The sequence below is a fragment of the Sphaerospermopsis sp. FACHB-1094 genome, from assembly GCF_014696195.1.
In the GTDB taxonomy this organism is placed as follows: domain Bacteria; phylum Cyanobacteriota; class Cyanobacteriia; order Cyanobacteriales; family Nostocaceae; genus Sphaerospermopsis; species Sphaerospermopsis kisseleviana.
The window spans coordinates 1-22006 of the sequence record NZ_JACJPT010000084.1 but is presented as its reverse complement, the minus strand read 5'-3'; the positions used below and the strand labels follow the sequence as shown (position 1 = coordinate 22006).

Annotated in this window: 13 protein-coding genes; 11 read left to right on the top strand and 2 right to left on the bottom strand. The window is 36.8% G+C overall.

The window, feature by feature from the left end; all coding sequences use genetic code 11:
* The 8 genes from H6F47_RS20260 to H6F47_RS20225 all read left to right on the top strand — a co-directional run.
* Positions 1–1777: C-terminal helicase domain-containing protein (locus tag H6F47_RS20260; RefSeq protein ID WP_242027457.1), on the top strand; the 1777-nt coding region annotated here is incomplete at its 5' end.
* A 55-nt stretch (positions 1778–1832) separates the two neighbouring features.
* Complete coding sequence (locus H6F47_RS20255) at positions 1833–2603, top strand: Rpn family recombination-promoting nuclease/putative transposase (RefSeq protein ID WP_096564979.1); 771 nt, start codon at positions 1833–1835, stop codon at positions 2601–2603.
* Between the two features lie 211 nt (positions 2604–2814).
* Positions 2815–3204 (top strand): four helix bundle protein, encoded by a 390-nt coding sequence (locus tag H6F47_RS20250; RefSeq protein WP_235678381.1) that lies wholly within the window; start codon positions 2815–2817, stop codon positions 3202–3204.
* 36 nt (positions 3205–3240) lie between these two features.
* Positions 3241–5628, top strand: a complete 2388-nt coding sequence (locus tag H6F47_RS28115) for a DNA methyltransferase (protein ID WP_242027456.1) — start codon at positions 3241–3243, stop codon at positions 5626–5628.
* 1493 nt (positions 5629–7121) lie between these two features.
* The gene (locus H6F47_RS20240) at positions 7122–7496 is read left to right on the top strand and encodes a four helix bundle protein (protein WP_190348607.1); all 375 of its coding nucleotides are present in this window, start codon (positions 7122–7124) and stop codon (positions 7494–7496) included.
* Between the two features lie 1041 nt (positions 7497–8537).
* Positions 8538–8828, top strand: a complete 291-nt coding sequence (locus H6F47_RS28110; RefSeq protein ID WP_228051969.1) for a hypothetical protein — start codon at positions 8538–8540, stop codon at positions 8826–8828.
* Positions 8825–9223, top strand: coding sequence for a PIN domain nuclease (locus H6F47_RS20230; protein WP_137668264.1), 399 nt, complete (start codon positions 8825–8827; stop codon positions 9221–9223). The genes H6F47_RS28110 and H6F47_RS20230 overlap by 4 nt, the downstream gene beginning before the upstream one ends.
* A gap of 89 nt (positions 9224–9312) precedes the next feature.
* On the top strand, positions 9313–14838 hold the full coding sequence (locus tag H6F47_RS20225) for a DEAD/DEAH box helicase (protein ID WP_190650707.1): 5526 nt from the start codon (positions 9313–9315) through the stop codon (positions 14836–14838).
* Positions 14839–15436: 598 nt separating this feature from the next.
* On the opposite strand, the gene H6F47_RS20220 is transcribed toward H6F47_RS20225, so the two are convergent.
* Positions 15437–17032: a S8 family serine peptidase gene (locus H6F47_RS20220; RefSeq protein ID WP_190650705.1), complete on the bottom strand. Its 1596-nt coding sequence runs from the start codon at positions 17030–17032 to the stop codon at positions 15437–15439.
* A gap of 230 nt (positions 17033–17262) precedes the next feature.
* Between H6F47_RS20220 and rpe the strand changes: the two genes are divergently transcribed.
* The 3 genes from rpe (at position 17263) to H6F47_RS20205 (ending at position 20578) form a co-directional block, all read left to right on the top strand.
* Positions 17263–17970 carry a ribulose-phosphate 3-epimerase gene (gene rpe, locus H6F47_RS20215; protein WP_137668261.1) on the top strand — a complete coding sequence of 236 codons (708 nt, stop codon included), beginning with the start codon at positions 17263–17265 and terminating at the stop codon, positions 17968–17970.
* Between the two features lie 725 nt (positions 17971–18695).
* Positions 18696–19559 (top strand): M23 family metallopeptidase, encoded by an 864-nt coding sequence (locus H6F47_RS20210; protein ID WP_190650703.1) that lies wholly within the window; start codon positions 18696–18698, stop codon positions 19557–19559.
* A gap of 416 nt (positions 19560–19975) precedes the next feature.
* A complete protein-coding gene (locus H6F47_RS20205; protein ID WP_190348208.1) occupies positions 19976–20578 on the top strand; it encodes a peptidoglycan-binding domain-containing protein in 603 nt (200 codons plus the stop codon).
* A 61-nt stretch (positions 20579–20639) separates the two neighbouring features.
* On the opposite strand, the gene wecB is transcribed toward H6F47_RS20205, so the two are convergent.
* The gene (gene wecB, locus H6F47_RS20200; RefSeq protein ID WP_096564962.1) at positions 20640–21755 is read right to left on the bottom strand and encodes a UDP-N-acetylglucosamine 2-epimerase (non-hydrolyzing); all 1116 of its coding nucleotides are present in this window, start codon (positions 21753–21755) and stop codon (positions 20640–20642) included.
* Between the last annotated feature and the right edge of the window lie 251 nt (positions 21756–22006).

Sequence of the window (22006 nt, the reverse complement as noted above, 5' to 3'; positions counted from 1 at the left end):
AGAGTCGGGGGAAATGCGAGAGTCGGGGGAAATGCGAGAGTCGGGGGAAATGCGAGAGTCGGGAGTCGGGAGTCGAGAGTCGGGGGAAATGCGAGAGTCGGAAAATAATAATTACGAATTATTCAGTTCTTATGTTTATGATCCTACGGATTTGGAACAAGCGGTAGATGCTGCACCCAGTGTAATTATAGAACAGGGACTACAAAGTTATAAAGATGTTGATAAACGCAAACTGCGGAGTTTTATTCAAGCTGCGGAAAAATTACAGGGGAATAAAGACCAAAAATTACAAACTTGTACTATTTATGTGCAGAATCTTTTAGCAAATAATCATCACCCGATTATCTGGTGTCGTTATATTGCTACAGCTAATTATGTAGCTGAAAATTTAAAGCAGAAGTTAGAAAAGAAAGGTTCTCAAATTCGGGTAATTGCTATTACTGGGGAACAGTCAGAAGATGAGCGAGAAGTGAGATTAAATGAATTAAAATCCTATCCCCAAAGAATATTAGTTGCTACTGATTGTTTGAGTGAAGGGATAAATTTACAATCTCATTTTAGTGCGGTTATTCATTATGATTTACCTTGGAATCCCAACCGTTTAGAACAACGAGAAGGGAGAATTGACCGTTATGGACAAATAGCAACTCAGGTGAAAAGTTGTTTACTTTATGGTCAAGATAATCCTGTAGATGGGGCGGTTTTAGAAGTTTTAATTCGTAAAGCGGTACAAATACATAAAACTCTGGGAATTACTGTTCCAGTACCAATGGATAGTACCACTGTTTCGGAAGCGGTGTTTAAGTCTTTATTTGATAAAAGTACGGATGCACAACAGTTATCTTTATTGGATTTATTAGATGAGGGAGAATCTGCTGTTGAACAGGTGCATAAACAATGGGATAAGGCGGTGGAAAGGGAGAAAATCAGCCGGACTCGTTTTGCACAAAGGGCAATTAAACCTACAGAAGTTGAACAGGAGTTATTAGAATCTGATGAAATTTTAGGTAGTGAAAAAGATGTAGAAAGATTTGTTAAAAATGCTTGTGAAAAGTTAAATTGTGGTTTGATTGAAAAAAAGCAAGGATGGTTATTACCGTCAATTCCGAGTTTTTTACAACCCGTTTTAGGCAATGAAAAACGTCTACTTACTTTTACTACTCCTGCACCGGAAGGGGTGGAATATGTAGGGCGAAATCATCCTTTGGTTGAAGGTTTAGCACGGCATATTTTAGAGGTGGCTTTACTGAATAATCAAAATGATTTAGTCGCTAGATGTGGTTTTACAATTACGGATACTGTGAGTAAACGGACTACTTTATTGTTATTAAGATTGAGGCATTTATTAAAACAAAAGGTTAAACAAGAAGTTAAACAAAAGGTTAGTAGTAGTGCTTCAGCACCATCAGAAAAGAATGCGCTAAAACGCAACTACGAACTATTGGGAGAAGAATGTGTAGTTGTTGGGTTTACAGGTCCACCCTCTAACCCGGTTTGGTTAGCACCACTGGAAGCAAAAGCTTTGTTGGAACAAGCTAACCCTGTGGGGAATGCTGTTAACCCTAAACAGGAAATTGAGGATTTTTTAAATTCTTTTGATGAGTTAACAGCAGATTTAGAAAAGTTTGCAAAAGAGCGATCGCTTTGTTTATCTCAATCTCATCAACGAGTGAGGAGAATTACTAAGGAGGTGGATGTTAAGGTTACACCACAATTACCGATGGATTTATTAGGTGTGTATATCTTACAACCTGGAAAACGTAAAAATAGTTTATAATTTTTGTCGGAATTAGGATGTACAGAATTATTAATTACCCGTTACCAAAATTGTCATGAAAACTGATACTATTTTTTATGAACTAATTAAAGAACTACCACAAGTCTTTTTTGAACTAATTGGTAAACCTGAAGTCAACCCTAATATTTATGAATTTACAGCACCAGAAGTTAAACAACGATCTTTTCGGTTAGATGGTCTATTTTCCACCCTTCCAGGTTTTGAAACAGAAGCTTTGTACTTTTTAGAACTCCAAATATATAAAGATGAGGAATTTTATGAGCGACTTTTTGGGGAAATTTTTGTTTACTTTCGTCAATACAAACCAGCTAATTTAGAATGGTATGTAATTGTTATTTATGATAGAAGAACTCATGAAATACCACCTCATCCCCGTTATCAAAGCTTGATGTCAAATCATGTCCGTTGTATTTACCTCAATGAACTTACTAATGATAATGAATCCTTAGAAATTGGTATTGCTAAATTATTTGTAGAAACTCCTAAAAAAATTGCTTCCCTAGCTCAAAAATTAATCAATCAAGCTAGAGAAAATTTAACTGATGAAGACTTGCGGTTAAAAGTGTTAGCATTTATTCAAGGTATTATAGTCTATAAGTTTCCAAATCTTACACTGGAGGAAATTCAAACCATGCTTAATTTAGGTGAAGATATAGAAAAAACTGCTTTTTATCAAAGTATCCTGAAAAAAACCAAGTTAAAAGTTGTACCAACACTACTAGAGAAAGGACTTAGTATTCAGGAAATTGCTAAATCATTAGAATTAGATTTAGAGGATGTCAGAAAAGTTGCAGATGAACAATAAATGAATCATAAGTAATTTCCTAGTTTTTATTTTGTCTATTTATTTGAAAATTAAGAACTAGGAAAATCTCATTAGGTAATTCGTAATTCGTGGTTCGTAATTCGTAATTCGTAATTCGTAATTCGTAATTCGTAATTCGTAATTCGTAATTCGTAATTCGTGGTTCGTAATTCGTAATTTAAGAAAGAAGAAGCAAGGGAGGATGTTAAAGGTGACAAACACAAATGCAAATGTAAATATCAAAACCAACAATCATATCACGATTACAGATAGAACAAAACAATTTGCTATTAGAATTATTAAGGCTTGTTACTTTCTTGATGAAAAATCAGGAGTTTATCGGACAATATCTAAACAATTACTTCGTTCTGGTACTTCCATTGGTGCAAATGTTAGAGAATCTCAATCCGCTCAATCTGATAAAGACTTTATTCATAAATTAGAAATAGCTCTTAAAGAAGCTAGAGAAACTCAATATTGGTTAGAAATATTAATAGAATCAGAGTTGGTGAGTAAACCAAAATTTACTTCTCTTCTCCAAGAAGCTAACGAAATTGGGAAAATCTTGGTCGCTTCTACCAAAAAACTCAAAGAAAAATAATTACGAATTACGAATTACGAATTACGAATTAAAACTATGATTGGCGTACAATTTGAAGGAAACTTAATCGCAGCAGATATTACCACTGAATTATTAACGGGTAATATCAAAGGACAAACATCGGCAGATTTTGGGTTATCGAAAACTGATAAACTTGAAGATGAAATTGCGATCGCCTGGGGTGATGTTAAAGCTTATTGGGTAGCATTCCAACGTCAATTAGAAAGGTTAAACCCTGAAGATACTGCTACCAGCGTTACCCGTGAAATGTGGGCTGTTCCTTTGTTACGTAGTCTTGGTTATATCCCCGTATATACCCCGAAAGCTGAGGTAGTCGAGGGACAAACCTATGCTATCTCCCATCGTGCAGTATTACCATCCGACTCTTCAATTACGAATTATCCCCCGATCCACATTATTGGTTGTCGTCTGGATATTGATAAACGTCCTCCCAGTGGCACACCCCGGTTATCAGCACACGCTTTAGTACAGGAATATCTCAACAAGACTGAGCATCTTTGGGCTATAACTACTAATGGTTTTCGTTGGCGGTTATTACGTGATTCGTCTTTGATGACTCGCCTTACTTATATCGAATTTGACCTAGAGCAGATTCTTAATGGCGAAAATTTTGCCGAATTTGGTCTATTTTATCGGCTTTTCCACCGTTCCCGTTTACCCCAAACTGCGGATGATGCGGATAAGTGCTTGTTGGAATATTACCATCAAGAGAGTTTGCAGCAAGGGGGAAGGGTACGCGATCGCCTCCGCGATGGTGTAGAAAAAGCATTAATACAACTAGGTAATGGTTTTTTACAACATCGTGATAGTGAAAATCTCCGCCAAAAATTAGCTACTGGTAATGGGTTAAATGAAATAGGTTATTATCGCCAATTATTAAGATTAATTTATCGTCTCTTATTCTTAATGGTGGCAGAATCTCGCAACTTATTATTGATAGGAGAAGACCCAGAAAAAGCGAGAATTTATTTAGAATATTACAGCATTGAAAGATTAAGAGAATTAGCAGAACGTCCCCGCTATCGTCGGGAAGGATTTCAAGATATTTGGCAAGGTTTACGGGTGACATTTAAGTTATTTGATGAAGATTGGCGCGGTAGAATTTTAGGTTTATCGCCTTTAAATGGTGATTTATTTGGTTCACAAACATTGACAGATTTAGATGATTGTGGTATTGATAATTATGATTTATTAACTGCCATTCGGTGTTTATCTTTGTATGAAGATAAAGGGCAATTACGCCGGGTAAATTATGCTGCTTTAGATGTGGAAGAATTGGGTAGTGTCTATGAAAGTTTATTAGATTTTCACCCACAAATTACCAACAATCAAGGCATTTATGAATTTAATTTAGTATTTGGCAGTGATAGAAAAACCACAGGTTCTTATTACACCCCTCCCCAACTTGTACAACAGTTAATTAAAACAGCATTAGAACCGGTAATAGAGGAGAAGTTGCGAGAGTCGAATAATAGGGAGTTGGGAGTTGGGAGTCGAGAGTCGGGTAATAGGGAGTTGGGAGTCGGGAGTCGAGAGTCGAATAATAGGGAGTTGGGAGTCGGGAGTCGAGAGTCGGGTAATAATAAGGAGTCTGAAATTACGAATTACGAATTACGAATTACGAATTATGAACAAGCATTATTAAGTATAAAAGTCATAGATCCTGCTTGTGGTTCTGGTCATTTTTTATTAGCAGCAGCGCGACGCATAGGTAAAGAATTAGCGAAAATTAGAACCGGGGAAGCACAACCCGCACCAGAACCTTTAAGAATTGCCATTAGAGATGTAATTCAAAATTGTATTTATGGGGTAGATTTAAATCCTTTAGCGGTAGATTTGTGTAAAGTGGCTTTATGGATAGAAGGATTTTCTACAGGTAAACCATTGAATTTTTTAGACCATAGAATTAAATGTGGTAATTCTTTGGTAGGGGTATTAGATTTAGATTGTTTAGATGGGGGTATTCCTGATGATGCTTTTAAACCAGTGACGGGAGATGATAAAAAATTATCTATAAATTTGAAAAAGCGCAATAAAAAAGAACGAGAAAATCAAGGACAATTATCTATTTTTGAAACTTCTGCTAATGATAATTACATCTTTGCGAAATTATGGCAAGAGTTAGCGGACTTTTCGGAAAATACACCCCAGGAAGTTAAAGAAAAAGAGAGAAAATATCAAGAGAATCTTTTAGATGATCATTGGTGGTTGAAAAAAGCAGCTTGTAATTTATGGACTGCGGCATTTTTCATGTATTTAACTGAACATAATTTACAACTTTTACCAACTACAGCAACCCTAGACAGATTAAAACGCGAAACTGTCCAAAAAATCCTCAATTCTCAATCTAATTATGAATTACGAATTACGAATTACGAATTACGAATTACAAGGGTTAATTGATGCTGCGAATAATTTAGCTAGTCAATATAATTTCTTTCACTGGCCTTTAGAGTTTCCAGAAGTTTTTGAAGAAGGTGGTTTTAGTTGTGTTTTGGGTAATCCTCCTTGGGAGAGAATTAAGTTACAAGAAAAGGAGTTTTTCGCTTCTCGCAGTTTAGAAATTGCTAATGCACAAAATAAAGCTGCACGGGAAAAGTTGATCAAGGAGTTACCTAAGAAAAATCCAACTTTAGCGCAAGCTTTTGAAGATGCTAAACACGATGCGGAAGCACAAAGTAAATTTATTCGGGAGTCGGGGAGATTTCCGTTAACTGCTGTGGGTGATATTAATACTTATGCTGTGTTTGCTGAAACTACGAGAAAGTTAATTAGTGATCATGGTAGAGTTGGGGTAATTGTTCCTACGGGTATTGCTACTGATGATACTACGAAAAAGTTTTTTGGTGATTTAATTCAAAAGCAGAATTTAGCAAGTTTGTATGATTTTGAGAATAGAGAAAAATTATTTACTGCTGTAGATAGCAGAATGAAATTTTCTCTGCTTGCTATGACTGGTAAACCAATAAAACGGGGTAATTTTGCATTTTTTGTCACTCAACCTAAACAATTAGAAAATCAAACGCGGTTGTTTCAACTTTCACCTCAAGATATAGCATTAATTAATCCTAATACCCTCACTTGTCCAGTTTTTAGAACTAGCAAAGATGCGGAATTAACTAAAAAAATATATCAAAATGTGCCTGTTTTAGAAAATGAAAATACCGGAATTAACCCTTGGGGTATTTCATTTATGCGTATGTTTGATATGGCTAATGATAGCGGGTTATTTTACACCCAAGATCCCCAACAAGATCCCGGACTTCTTGAAGAAGTCGGGGATCTGAAAGTCCCATTATATGAAGCGAAAATGTTTCATCAATTTGATCACCGTTGGGCAACTTATACAGATAATGGTGATACTCGTGATTTAACAGATGATGAAAAAAGCGATTTATCTTTTACTGTTCAACCTCGTTATTGGGTTGATAAAAAGGAAGTTGAAAATAAGTTAAGTGGGAAGTGGGATAAAAATTGGTTATTATGTTTTAGAGATATTTGTCGTTCAACTGATGAACGTACTGCGATTTTTAGTTTATTACCTAAAGTTGCTAATGCTAATCCTGCACATATTTTATTCATAGAATCTAATTATCATAGAAAAGTATGTTGTTTATTGGGTAATTTTAATAGTTTAATCTTTGATTTTGTTGCTAGACAAAAAGTTAGTGGTACTCATCTAGCTTTCTATATGGTTAAACAACTTCCTGTAATTCCTCCAGAAAGATACACAGAAAAAGACATAGAATATATCACCCCCCGCGTATTAGAATTAGTCTACACAGCGTGGGATATGCAACCCTTCGCATTAGACGTTTGGAGGGAGTTGGGAGTCGGGAGTGGGGAGTCGGGGAAAAGAATTAGGGAATTAATAATTAAACGATGGGAGGAAAATCATGGAAGAAAACTCAGGTCAATCTTACCGGAATTTGAGAGTATGGAACGAAGCAATGAACCTAGCGGAAATGTGTTACACAATAACGAGAACATTTCCCAAAGAAGAGACTTACGGAATGATATCTCAGATACGACGAGCAGCAGCTTCAGTACCAGCGAACATGGCCGAGGGTTACGGAAGGGAGAACAGGGGGGAATACATTCAATTTCTGAAAATAGCACAGGGTTCACTCAAGGAAGTGGAGACACATCTAATATTATCGGAACGGGTTCAACTAACAACCAATCAACAAGTAATTCCCGTTTTGAATCAATGCGAAATAGTGGGGAAAATGCTTCGTTCTCTGATTCGTTCACTTCAGAACAAACAATAAACCCCGACTCCCAACTCCCGACTCCCGACTCCCTCTTCCCTCCTTTCATTTGGAATCCTAATAAACGCGCATTAATTCGAGCGGAATTAGACGCATATTACGCCAAACTTTATGGTTTAACCCGTGATGAACTGAGATATATATTAGATCCTGCGGATGTGTATGGTGCAGAATTTCCCAGTGAAACATTTAGAGTATTAAAGAACAATGAAATCAAGCAATATGGAGAATATAGAACCCAAAGATTAGTATTAGAAGCATGGGATAGAGTAATTCGTAATTCGTAATTCGTAATTCGTAATTCGTAATTCGTAATTCGTAATTCGTAATTAGTAATTCGTAATTCGTAATTCGTAATTCGTAATTCGTAATTAGTAATTAGTAATTCGTAATTCGTAATTAGTAATTCGTAATTCGTAATTCGTAATTCGTAATTAGTAATTCGTAATTCGTAATTAGTAATTCGTAATTCGTAATTCGTAATTCGTAATTCGTAATTCGTAATTCGTAATTCGTAATTAGGGTTTGCTGAATAAACCTAAAACCTTGATATATCAAAGGTTAGAGGCTGATAAACACAGAAATTAGTGCAAGGGTTTTGAAGGGTATACCGGAAAAAGTGTGCATTTTTTGGGATTTCAAGAGATGGCAAAAAAATTTTCAAATCTCCTCCTGACTCCTGACTCCTGACTCCTGACTCCTATGCCCTCACGGAAAAACTTTCTCAGCAACCCCTAATTATTTTGTCAGAATCAAGATAAGTGTATTTTATCATCTTAAATATTCACCAATAAATTATCAATAACATCCTGTAAATCCTAAAATCCTGGACATCCTGATTCAAACAAAAAAAAATTAATCAATGAAATGTAAAGTTTTATATTATCTGCTTTTATTAGTTGCATATAAGGATAATTGTATTTTATAATCTTAGATATCCACCAATAAATTATCAATAACATCCTGTACATCCTAAAATCCTGGACATTATCTCGACTACGCTCGATAACCACCTGATTCAGACAAAAATTATTCTAGCCTATGGATAGCGAATTAGAACAAAAAATCTATCACACATTGATAGAAAACCTACCTAATGATGATAACTTTATCAATGTTGTCAATAACTTACTAACTATAATCGAAAGAGGTTGTAGTGAAAAAGCTGCATATCATAATCAACCCCTACCAAATGAACAGTTTAATTACTGGAATAGTTTTCAACAAGAAATACATCATTTAAAGATAATAAAGCAGCAAGAAAAAATTAAAGCCTATAGAGGAAAACTGAAATGGGAAGGTAATTTAGAAGAAATGAGAACAAACGGATGATTATTGTAGATTCAAGCGTATGGATAGACTATTTTAATGGTGTAGAAACACCAGAAACCAATAAATTAGATACACTGTTAGGAGTAGAACAAATTGCTATTGGTGATTTAATTTTGACTGAAGTTTTACAAGGTTTTCGTGCAGATGAGGGATATCAAACAGCAAAAGAATTACTAACTTCTCTACAGATTTTTGAGATGTTAGGATTAAATATTGCTATCAAAAGTGTTGATAACTATAGATTTCTTAGGAAAAGAGGTATTACTATTCGCAAAACTGCTGATGTAATTATTGCAACTTTTTGTATTGAAAACCAAAACCAGCTTTTATTTAGTGATAAGGATTTTATCCCTTTTGTTAATCATCTTGGTTTAATTCAAGTTTCAACATCTTGAAATCACCAAATTACAAAATACATTAAACATCAAACTATATCCTGTAAATCCTTAAATCCTGTAAATCCTGATTCAGACAATTACGAATTATGAAAATCCCAGTCAAACTACAAGAACTCATCCAACAACCAGAAGCAGCAATATTATCTGTTAGTTCCCTCATGGGACAAAAATTAGCATTAGTAGACTGTACAAATATTGCTGAACTCACCGCAGAACAACTTGATTTAATTTTCACCCATATTCCCCAAGAATGGGATAATAAAGAAATCACAGAAATCTTTAATCCTGACACCTGTACACAAACCTTTGCTAATCAATTATTAGCATATATAGATCAACGCTTAGGACGCACCCCCCAACTTTCCGTAATTACGAATTATGAATTACGAATTACGAATTATCTCGATATATTCAACTTCCGTAATCAAATTATAGGCGATTATCGCCGTTATATAGAAAGCTTCTTAAAAATTCGTGATCCTAGAGTCGAAGAATTTGTCAATCAAGAACTAGAAAAAGGACAACTGTGGACAAACTCCCTAGTACAATTAAATCCTAAATATCGCCCTGGTGCAACAGTCAATGAATTAGTTAAAAACGGTATTCTCCATCCTGACTGTACACAATACTTCTCTAAAAATGGTCATCCTTTTAATTTCCATTATCACCAAAAACAAGCATTTGAAACTGCCCAAAAACAAGAACCTTATGTATTAACAACGGGTACAGGTTCAGGAAAAAGCATGACTTATGTTGTCCCCATTTTTGATGACTTACTGCGTCATCCAGAAATTCAAGGAGTTAGGGCAATATTAGTATATCCCATGAACGCCCTGATCAACTCCCAAGAAGAAGAATTAAAGAAATTTCTTAACAACGTTCCTAATAGTCATATTCGCGTTGCTAAATACACCGGACAAGAAAGTTTAAGTACAAAAACCGAAATTCAAAATAACCCACCTCACATATTATTAACTAACTACGTGATGCTGGAATTAATGCTTTCCCGCACCCAGGAAGAAAAACTCGTTGCATCCCCAGAATTAAAATTTTTAGTATTAGATGAACTGCATACTTATAGAGGTAGACAAGGTGCAGATGTAGCGATATTAATTAGAAAATTACGTCAACGCTGTGGAAAAATTGGAAATAATGGGGAGTTGGGAGTCGTAAGTCGGGAGTCGGGAAATAATAATAATTACGAATTACCTCCACACAACATTTCCGCAGGAAATAATAATTACGAATTACGTTCGCGTAGCGTTTCCGAAGGAAATATTACCAATTACGAATTATTATGTATTGGTACAAGTGCTACCATGTCCACAGAAGGAACACGCACAGAACGTCGTCAAGTAGTTGCAGATGTCGCAAGTAAATTATTTGGTGTGGAAATTAAACCTGATAACGTCATTGACGAAACCTTAGAACGTTCTATCAAACGTCCTCAACCTACCATTACAGAACTACGAGAAAGCATTGATAGAGGTTTACCACCAGAGACAGAACAAACATTAGAGAATTTCCAAAATCATCCTTTAAGTTATTGGATAGAAATGACCTTTGGTTTAGAAGATAAACAAGGTCATCTTGTGAGAAGAACACCCATAAGTTTAGAAAATGGTGCAGAAAAATTAGCTGATGAAACTCAATTTTCTTTTGATATTTGTTTAGATGTCCTTAAACAGATGTTTTTATGGGGAAGTAAAGTTAAAGGTTTAGCTTTTCGACTTCATCAATTTATCTCCCAAGGTGGTAGCGTTTACTCTACCATTGAAAGTCCAAAAAAACGCTTCCTCACCCTAGAAGGACAATATACCACCACAGAAGAACGGTTACTTTATCCCCTCGTCTTTTGTCGGGAATGCGGACATGATTATTATGTTGTTAATTACAACGAAGATAAACAAATAGTCCTTCCCCAACTCCCCACAGCATTAGATATGAATCCTGAATATGCTGATATTCAAGCTGGTTATCTTACCTTAGATGAACCAGAACCTAATTTTCATATTTGGGATGCTTATAAAGATGAAGAAAGACTTCCTGACTCCTGGTTTACGGAAACTAAAAAGAAAGGACGAGTTCCTAAAAAAGATTATGCTAAATTCATTCCCCAAAAATTACAAATTCTCCCCAACGGAAAAGTTACAACTTCTCCATTACAGGGAACAACTTGTTGGTTTGTTCCTAGACCATTTCGCGTGTGTTTAAATTGTGGTGTAGTTCATGATGGAAATAAAAACGAATTTACCAAACTTTCGCGCTTGAGTAGTGAAGGTAGAAGTACCGCTACCACCCTCCTCTGTTTATCCACCGTCAGCCGTTTAAAACAAGTTTTCACAGGCGAAAAAGCCCAAGCTGCCAAAATTCTCAGTTTTACCGATAATCGCCAGGATGCTTCATTACAAGCGGGGCATTTTAATGATTTTGTGCAAACCAGTTTTTTACGTGCTGCTTTATTAGGTGCATTGCAAAGTAAAGGTAAACTTACTCACGGTGAATTAGTGAGTGAAGTTATTAAACAAATGGGAATATCTCAAGAAGATTATGCTAAACAAACAGCAGAATTTGCGAGAGGTAAAACACGCAATGAAAAGGCTTTTCAACACTTAATTGAATATCGTCTTTATGAAGACTTACGCAGGGGATGGCGTTTAGTTCAACCTAATTTAGAACAGTGTGGACTTTTGGTAATTGAATATGATGGGTTAGAGGAAATTTGTACAGATAAAGCTATTTGGAATAAACACCGTCATCCAGTTTTGTTACAAGCAACTCCTCAAGAAAGATTGACTGCTGCTTTAGCTTTATTAAATCATCTCCGTCGAGAATTAGCAATAGACGCTAGGTTACTTCAATCTGATAATAAAGATTCTTTAAAGAAAGAAATTATTCAAGCAATTAAAGAACCTTGGGTATTTGATGAAAATGAACAATTGCATTTTGCTAAATTTGCCATTATTGATGGTAATTATAAACCAAAATCTCACCAAAAAGCCCTGGTAAAATTAACCAGTAGAAGTAAAGTAGGGCGTTTTTTACGTTCTCCTAAAGCTTGGTCATTACGCAGTGAATCATTAACAGAAACAGAGTACAATAGTTTAATTAGTACCTTCGTTGCAGCTTTAGCTGATGGTGGTTTTTTAACTACTGAAAATGGGATTCAATTACAAATTAGTTCCTTGGTATGGAAATTTACAATATTAACTGAAATTTCCCCTGACCCTCTTGCATCTAAGCGTTTACAGGGTCAAGAAGATGCCAAAATACCTGTTAATAGATTCTTTCAAGAATTTTATCAAACTAACGCCCAAACTATTAAAGCAATGGAAGGGCGAGAACATACAGGACAAGTTAAAACTCAAGCACGTCAAGAACGGGAAGAAAGATTTAGAAAAGGAGAATTAGCGAGTTTATTCTGTTCTCCGACAATGGAATTAGGTATAGATATTTCTGACTTGAGTGTGGTTCACTTACGTAATGTTCCCCCCAGTCCCGCAAATTACGCCCAACGTAGCGGACGTGCGGGGAGGAGTGGACAGGAGGCTTTGGTAATAACTTATGCTGCCATTGGTAGTGGACATGATCAGTATTTCTTCCAACGTCAACAGCAAATGGTAGCTGGTGCTGTTGCTCCGCCTAAGTTAGAATTAGCAAATCAGGATTTAGTTCAATCTCATGTGTATTCAATTTGGTTAGCACATACAGGAGTTTATTTAGATGACTCCATGAACAAAATTCTTGATTTAGATGTTACTAATTATCCCCTGAAAAATAGTGTACGTGAACAATTAATACTTAGTCCTGGGAAATTAGCTGAATGTCTCCAAGCTACTCGGTCAATACTTGCAGATACTTTTTGTCAAAGTGATTTACAAAAAGCCTCTTGGTATTCTGTACATTGGCTACAATTTACCCTAGAAAATGCACTGAATACCTTTGAGAAAAAATGCTGCGATCGCTGGCGTAAACTTTATGATGGTGCTGTCAAACAAAGAGATCAGGCTAACATCATAATTAGTCGTTCTGCTGCTGGTTATGTTACAGATGAAGAACGCAAAAACGCTGAAGCTCAAGCAAGAGAAGCACAACGACAAATAGATTTACTGGTAGGACAAAACCAAGGTAAGAGTAATAGCGAATTTGAATTTTATCCCTATCGCTACTTTGCTGCTGAAGGATTTTTACCAGGGTTTAACTTCCCCCGCTTACCTGTGAGAGTATTTATACCCACTAATGATGGGGGTGAATTTATCTCTCGTCCCCGTGTTGTCGCTTTACGAGAATTTGCACCCAGTAATATTATTTACTATGAAGGTAGTAAATTTATGGTGTCAAAAACCAAAGTACCTGTAGGGGGAATTGAAAGTCAATATCAAAGAGTAAGCTGTTGTTTTAACTGTGGTTATTTCCATCTAGATGATGCGCGTGATACCTGCGAAAACTGCGGTGCAAAAATTAAACCTGATAGTTCTCAAAACCTAGCTAAATTAAATCGTGTGTTGTCAATGGAGACAGCATTTACTCGCAGAAGAGAACGTATTACCTGCGATGAAGAGGAAAGATTGAAATATGGTTATAATATTACTACCCATTTCCGTTATGCAGATCAAAAACCAGAATCTGGCACAGTTTTAGCAGCAGATAATACACCATTATTTAAGTTAACCTATGGAGCAACAGCTAAATTATGGCGTATCAATAGAGGACTGAAGAAAAACACCGAAGAAAGAGGGTTTAAATTAGATACTAAAACAGGTAATTGGGGAGATACAAAAAATAATTTACAAACCAACTCACTACCAACAAATTTACCTCCAGAAACCTTACACACCGAAGTAAATTTAATGGTAGATGACACTTGCAATATTCTTGTCATCGAACCTTTGAATGTTCCCCAAGATAACAAAGAAGCCTTTATTGCTACTCTCCAATATACCCTAGAAACAGCAATTCAAGCAGTTTATAAGTTAGAACCAGATGAACTAGACTCAGAAAGATTAGGAGAAGGAAAATATTTACTATTTTGGGAAGCATCAGAAGGTGGTGCGGGGGTATTATCTCAACTACTCCAACAAGCAAATGCTTTTATCAAAATTGCCAATGCTGCTTTAGATATCTGTCATTTCTTAGAACCCAAGGATACCTGTATTCAAGCTTGCTATGAATGCTTACTTTCCTACAGAAATCAATTTGATCATCCGTTAATTAATCGTCATCTGATTAAACCTTTACTGGATGAACTGCAAACAAGTACAGTAGAGATATCAGGTGTGTTCAGGGATGAAAAATATCAAAAATTGCTTTCTCAAACAGATCCAAACTCTGATTTTGAACGAGTGGTTTTACAGGAGATTTATCAACGGGGGTATAAATTACCTGATGCTGCACAGGAATTGATTCCTGAAGCAAATTGTAAACCAGATTTTGTGTATAAGGAAGAAGCGATCGCTCTCTTTTGTGATGGTTCAGTTCATGATAGTCCTGAACAGAAAAAGCAAGATAAAATTGAGCGCGATAATCTCAGGTATAATGCTAGTTATCAAGTTATAACTTTGCGGTACGATGAGGATTGGCGTGAGAATTTGAAGGTTTTAGGGAGTTTGTAAACTGACCATTTATGGAAAAATTTATGATGTTTCTGTAATGATGTAAATAGGTTTCATGTCAATACTGTTCGGTTAAGGATTTTTGTAGGATTTTTGTAGGTTGGGTTGAACAAAGTGAAGCCCAACAAATGTCTATAAATGTGTAAATGTGTTGAGATAAAATTAACAATGAAAGCAAAAATCAGAGATACAGAAATCTATTTTGATATTGATGGTTGTGGTTTAATACGTCATAATTCAGAATATTTCATGATTTTATATTAGTTAAGCTGTTACACAGCTAAATTGTATAATCCTAATATTCTAAACTCTTGTTTAACAGGCAAGATGCCTGTTCCACTTATACAAATTAAATGCACAACAGCTTATACCGGAAAAAGTGTGCATTTTTTGGGATTTCAAGAGATGGCAAAGAAATTTTCAAATCTCCTCCTGACTCCTGACTCCTGACTCCTGACTCCTGACTCCTGACTCCTGACTCCTGACTCCTGACTCCTGACTCCTGACTCCTGACTCCTGACTCCTATGCCCTCACGGAAAGACTTTCTCAGCAACCCCTAGTTATAATAAGGTGATTTTAACCACTATTATCAAATAGCTAATTTCCGGGAACTGTCCACCATGCTAAGGAATAAGCTTGAGTTGGTTCGTTGACTTGTTGTTGAAACTGCACACGAATTTTATATTTACCATTAGCAGGCACAGGACAAAAAATATGCTCTACATTGTCAATTTCACTCACAGAAGCACAAGTAGAAATTTCCGTTTTTTGTCCATCTGCTGATACTAGAAATAAATCTAGATCATTTAAACCTTTATCTATAAAAGTTTCATCTTCATCATATAATTGATTTTGGTTTTTATCATTTAATTCTACTAATCGATCCCAAGTTAAGGTGACAGCAACAAAACTATTTTGTTTTAATGGTTTTTCTAAACTATATTCTAAGGCAGAATTAGCATTAATTTTGTTATAATCCCAACCAATAGCCGGAACAGGTGTGGTAGGTTGCCATTGACCAAACATAAATTGTTGATAGGCACGAAAGGCGTTTAAATGTCCAGCACCCATTTGATCATCTAAGGGAATTTTGGGATTTTTGTAAGCATCGGAAATAAACCAATCTCGATTTTGCTTATCAACTAAAGTCCTGGTCATTCCCAACCGCAAACCATCACCACTGTCTTGAATTTTTTCGGCTGAATTTAATAATACAGCTTTCATAACTTGATGATTTCTTGCATCAATAGTCCAATTTGGTTGTTTAATTCTTAACTGTCTATCGGCAAATTCTTGTAATAATGCAATGGTAGCTGTTAGGTGAGGAGCAGCAAAACTTGAACCTGTAGCGTTGTTTAATTTACCATCGGGATTAATTACAGGAATATTACTACCAGGAGCAACTAAACCGATGGATCTGCGTCCACCAATATTAAATTCTTTACCTGCGAGGCGATCGCCTACTCCTTGATTATTTCCTGCTAAATTAGAAACATGAACTTTATTAAAAATTCCCTCCCTAGCAGATGAAAAAGCCACGTTAATTGCGTTAAAATTATCTGTAGGAATGGGAATCCCACCTTTGCCTTGATTTCCGGCGATCGCATACACCACATTATGCACCCGACTTGACCAGTCAATACATAAAGTCAGCAAAGCTTGACCATCTAAAACCGCATTTGGTCGAGGATCACGGTACAAAGGTTCACCAAAACTAAAGTTAATAGCACGAACATCACCACCATTTTGTAATGCTATATGTTGAGTGGATAAACACTCTTCCGCTTGACCCATATTTCTGGTAGATCCGACCGCAGAAGAATATAATTTTGCGTCTGGTGCAACTCCTGTCCAAGCTTTATCTTTACTGATCATCACCGTAGCCACATTATAAGCATGAGGGTCTACACCAGAATTTGATTTAGCTGGTGTATTGCGTAAAAACACAGCTACAGGAGAAATAGCGCGATTTTTAGAGACTGCTTTATCTAACCCAAACATACCAGGACGACCGATTTCTACCTGACCGATCGCAATTTTGCGCCCAGTTAAATTGTATGGTGGTTGATGTAATTTAAGTGCATCAATACCACTACTGCCCAGAGAACTGCTCAACTTTACAAATGCCAATACAGGCACAGTTAAACAGGAAACAGCCAAACCGCAGATTATCCAGAATTTTTTCATAGTCATTAGTTATTAGTCCCTAGTACAGCACGGCGTAAATAAACCAACCATTCTCAATCGCTAAAAAGCTTACGACCTATTATTTTTGACTTTTGACTTTTGACTTTTGACTTTTGACTTTTGACTTCCGCGAAGCGGTACTAGTCCCCAATCACCAATCCCCAATCACCAATTTCCAAAAAATCCATATTTTGTTACAATGCCTACAGACAAGGACGATTAAGAACCCGCTAACCATGACCCAAAACCCATCTCAAAAGCCTATAGTTATCTCTCCATCTATCCTATCAGCAGATTTTAGTCGTCTGGGTGACGATATTCGTGCTGTAGACAAAGCGGGAGCAGATTGGATTCACGTTGATGTAATGGACGGACGTTTTGTACCTAATATTACAATTGGTCCTCTGGTTGTGGAGGCGATTCGTCCGATTACAACCAAACCTCTGGATGTCCATTTAATGATTGTGGAACCAGAAAAATATGTAGAAGGTTTTGCTAAAGCTGGTGCGGATATTATTTCTGTACACGCTGAACATAACGCTTCACCTCACTTACACCGGACTTTGGGACAAATCAAAGAACTCGGTAAACAAGCTGGTGTTGTGCTAAACCCCGGTACACCTTTAGAATTAATTGAATACGTACTGGAACTGTGTGATTTAGTGCTAATTATGAGCGTTAACCCCGGTTTCGGTGGACAAAGCTTTATTCCTAGCGTAGTTCCCAAAATTCGTAAACTGCGTCAAATGTGTGATGAACGCGGTTTAGATCCTTGGATCGAAGTTGACGGTGGACTCAAAGCCAATAACACCTGGCAAGTTTTGGAAGCCGGCGCTAATGCTATTGTAGCGGGTTCTGCTGTGTTTAACGCTCCTGATTATGCAGAAGCAATCAATAACATTCGTAACAGTAAGCCTCCTACTAAGGAATTAGCGGCTGTTTAATTGAATACTGTTAACTGAATATAGCGTTTCCCAGTCTCATGAGGTACACCCTAATTTATTCTCAATTCCCAATTCCCAATTCCCAATTCCCAATTCCCTAAGATAAAAAACTCTGTACCTCACTAACTTGGTAAATGCTATTTTACTTAAATCCTCGATTTCTTTGGGAAGTCGGGGGTTTATTTTTTTGATGAAATCTGGATTTTAGATCCCCGACTTCTTTTTTAAACTTGTCAATAATGAATAATGCCAGTATTTATTATGGGATAAGGGTTTTATTTAGGGCTTGCTGAATAAACCCAAAATACTCGTAAATCAAAGGTTTGAGGCTGACCAGGAGGAAAGAAAGTGCAAGATTTTTGAAGGGTATACCTTAAAAACTGTGCATTTTTTGGGATTTCAAGAGATGGCAAAGAAATTTTCAAATCTTCTCCTGACTCCTGACTCCTGACTCCTGACTCCTATGCCCTCACGGAAAGACTTTCTCAGCAACCCCTAGATATGTCGCTAGTCTTGATGATGTCCATCTGCCAAATTCATATCCACATTCATCAGGGTTCGATAAAGTATGTCCACCAAGTTCCGATACTTGATCGGGCGTGGTTTTAGCTTACTCGATTTTCTTATAAACATACCGCATGGTAACAATTTTCCTGATACTAGGTGAGTAATGCTGAAACAGCAAATAAAGAACTTTAGAAAAGAACTTGAGAGTAGAGTTTTTTATGAACAAAAATACTATTTCTCGATTATGTGCTTATATCTTGATAGGGTTGATATCTTTAACATCTGTTGTTAGTACAGCTACCTCTGCATTACCTCCAGTAGTCAAAGCTTCCGCAGTTAACCAAACTCCTTTACCTAGTAGCAACTTAATTTGGCCGACTCAGGGGATAATTTCCCAAGGTTTCCGTAAACATCAACATGAAGGAATTGATATTGCGGGTGCTATGGGAACTCCTATTTATGCGGCTGCATCTGGTAAAGTGGTAAAAGCTGGTTGGGATGATTGGGGATTAGGTAATTTTATTGAAATTAAACACCCCGATGGTACTATGACAGTCTATGGTCACAATAATCGTTTGTTAGTTAGCAAAGGTCAAACGGTGACTCAAGGACAAATTATTGCAGAAATGGGATCAACAGGTAACAGTACAGCGCCTCATTTGCATTTTGAATTTTATCAAAATAGTCGATTAGCAATTGATCCTCTGAAACTTTTATCATCTTCCACCACTGCTAAACTACCCTTAGATAAACCAGTTTCACCTTCACAACCCGTTCCCATCAATGTTTCACCCGTAAAAGTTAATCACGAATGTACTGGAATTATAGTGATCACAGGTGAAACTGCAAAAGCTCGTATTCAAGTCTGTAACGAAAATGGTCAACTTTTTTATATTGGGCAATTAAAGCAAGATACGAGTCAAGCTGTCAAGATACTTGCTTGGAATGTTGGTGAAAATAAATATCGAGCAGATAACGGTTCTTTTTCTTACTTAGTTAGTCCAGAAAAAGTAGAAGTATGGCGCAATGGTAGTCAAATTCGTTCTGATAATTTTGATAATTTCCAGCAAGCTAGTAATTAGGGTTTGCTGAATAAACTTAAAACCTTGATAAATCAAGGGTTTCAGGTGGAAAATCAGGAAGAAAGTGCAAGGGTTTTGAAGGGTATACCGGAAAAAGTGTGCATTTTTTGGGATTTCAAGAGATGGCAAAGAAATTTTCAAATCTCCTCCTGACTCCTGACTCCTGACTCCTGACTCCTATGCCCTCACGGAAAGACTTTCTCAGCAACCCCTAATTAACTAGCAATTAAAAATACTGTTTAGTTCAGTATGTGATGATTACTTAAAAATACGGTACTGTGACAGTTGAAAGGCCGGAATAAGGTATTAACAACTCTGCTAAATTAGGAGTATAAAATACATCTAGATTAAATCTAGAAAAAAGCAAAGTCATTTTTTGCAATATCCCAATTATTTACATAAAGGAGCAGAAAATCATGGAATATATGGCTTATTCCTATATGTACATGGCTAATGAAGAGACTCCGGTTAATTTAGAATTGAATTTGCCCAAATTGCAGTTTAATTGGCAAAAATTACTCAAGTCTTCTGCTTGGTTAGCGTTAGCTGGTGTGAGTATCTTTGTTGCTTCCCTTGCTCCCCTTCAGCAAGCTTCCGCCGAATATGTCAGAACTAATGGTAGTTGTTTATTTATCCGTAGGGGTCCTAGCACCGCTAACTCATCTGTAGCTTGTGTACCTAATGGTACAAATATTGGCAATACTGGTAATGTGAGAAATGGTTTTGCTCAAATTACTTCTGGACGTTACCAAGGATATTATGTTGCGGAAAGATGGCTAGGTACTACTCCTGGTAGATATCGTCGTCATTCAGGGGTTGGTGTTGGTGGTCGAGTATTATTAAGACCAGGTGCTAGAGGTGAGCGTGTGAGAACTGTGCAAAGAGCTTTAGGGATCAGAGTTGATGGTGTTTATGGATCTAGCACTGCTAGTGCAGTTCGCAATTTTCAACGCCGAAATGGTTTGCTTGTAGATGGTATAGTTGGTCCTACTACTCGCAGGGCTTTGGGTATCAATTGATAATTGATAATTGATAATTGATAATTGATAATTTACCCAATTACCAATTACCAATTACCCATTACCAATTACTAATTCTCAAATAATTTTTCACAATTTGCAAAATGCGTTCTGCTGCATGGCCGTCACCAAAGGGGTTAATAGCATTAGCCATTGCTGTATAGGCTTCTGGGTTACTCAGTAACTCACTAGCAGCAGTAACAATACTTTCAGTTTCCGTTCCCACCAGTTTAGCTGTCCCGGCGGTGACAGCTTCTGGTCTTTCTGTGGTGTCTCTGAGAACTAACACGGGTTTACCAAGACTGGGAGCTTCTTCTTGTAAACCACCGGAGTCTGTTAATAAAAGGTGCGATCGCCCTATTGCTCCTACTAATTCACCATAATCTAATGGTTCTGTCAAAAAGATCCGGGGATGTTTACCCAATAATTGCTGTAAGGGTTCTCTCACAGTGGGGTTTTTGTGTAAAGGCAGTAATAAAGCGGTATCAGGAAATTTGTCTAAAATCTGTAAAAATGATTGGGCGATCGCTTGTAGTGGTTCACCCCAATTTTCCCGACGATGCACTGTAGCCAAAATTGTCCGATATTCACCCCAGTTTAAACCTGGTATCTCACAAGCTGGGTTGGTTGCAGCCACATTCAATAACGCATCAATTACTGTATTACCCGTTAAGTGAATTTCTCCCAAAACTCCTGAAGCTTGCAAGTTTTCCACAGCTAAGGAAGTAGGGGCAAAATGTAATTGAGTAATTTGGGAAATTAACCTTCTATTTGCTTCTTCTGGATAAGGATTAAATAAATCATCAGTTCTTAACCCCGCTTCCACATGACCCACGGGGATTTTTTGATAAAAAGCTGCCAAAGCAGCTGCAAAAGCAGTTGTTGTATCTCCTTGGACTATAACTAAATCTAAATTTAGTTCTTTAAATAAAGCTTCTAAACCTTGCAAACTCCTACAGGTAATATCATTGAGAGATTGTTTAGGCTGCATAATCTCTAAATTATGATCTTCCTTGAGGTTGAATAGCTGCATCACCTGTGCAACCATCTCCCGATGCTGTCCTGTAAGAATAACCTGTACTTTCACATCTGGAGAACTTTGGAAAACCTGAATTACTGGTGCTAGTTTAATCGCTTCAGGACGAGTACCTAAAATAATGCCAATTTTTTTAGTCATTAGTTATTAGTCATAAGTCATTAGTCATTAGATATTAGACATTAGACATGAGACTTTTGTCATTAGTTATTAGTTATTAGTTATTAGTTATTAGTTATTAGTTATTTTTACCCAATCACCAATCCCCAGTCACCAGTCACCAGTCCCCAGTCACCAGTCCCCAGTCACCAGTCACCAGTCCCCAGTCACCAGTCCCCAATCACCAGTCCCCAGTCACCAATCACCAGTCACCAGTCCCCAGTCCCCAGTCA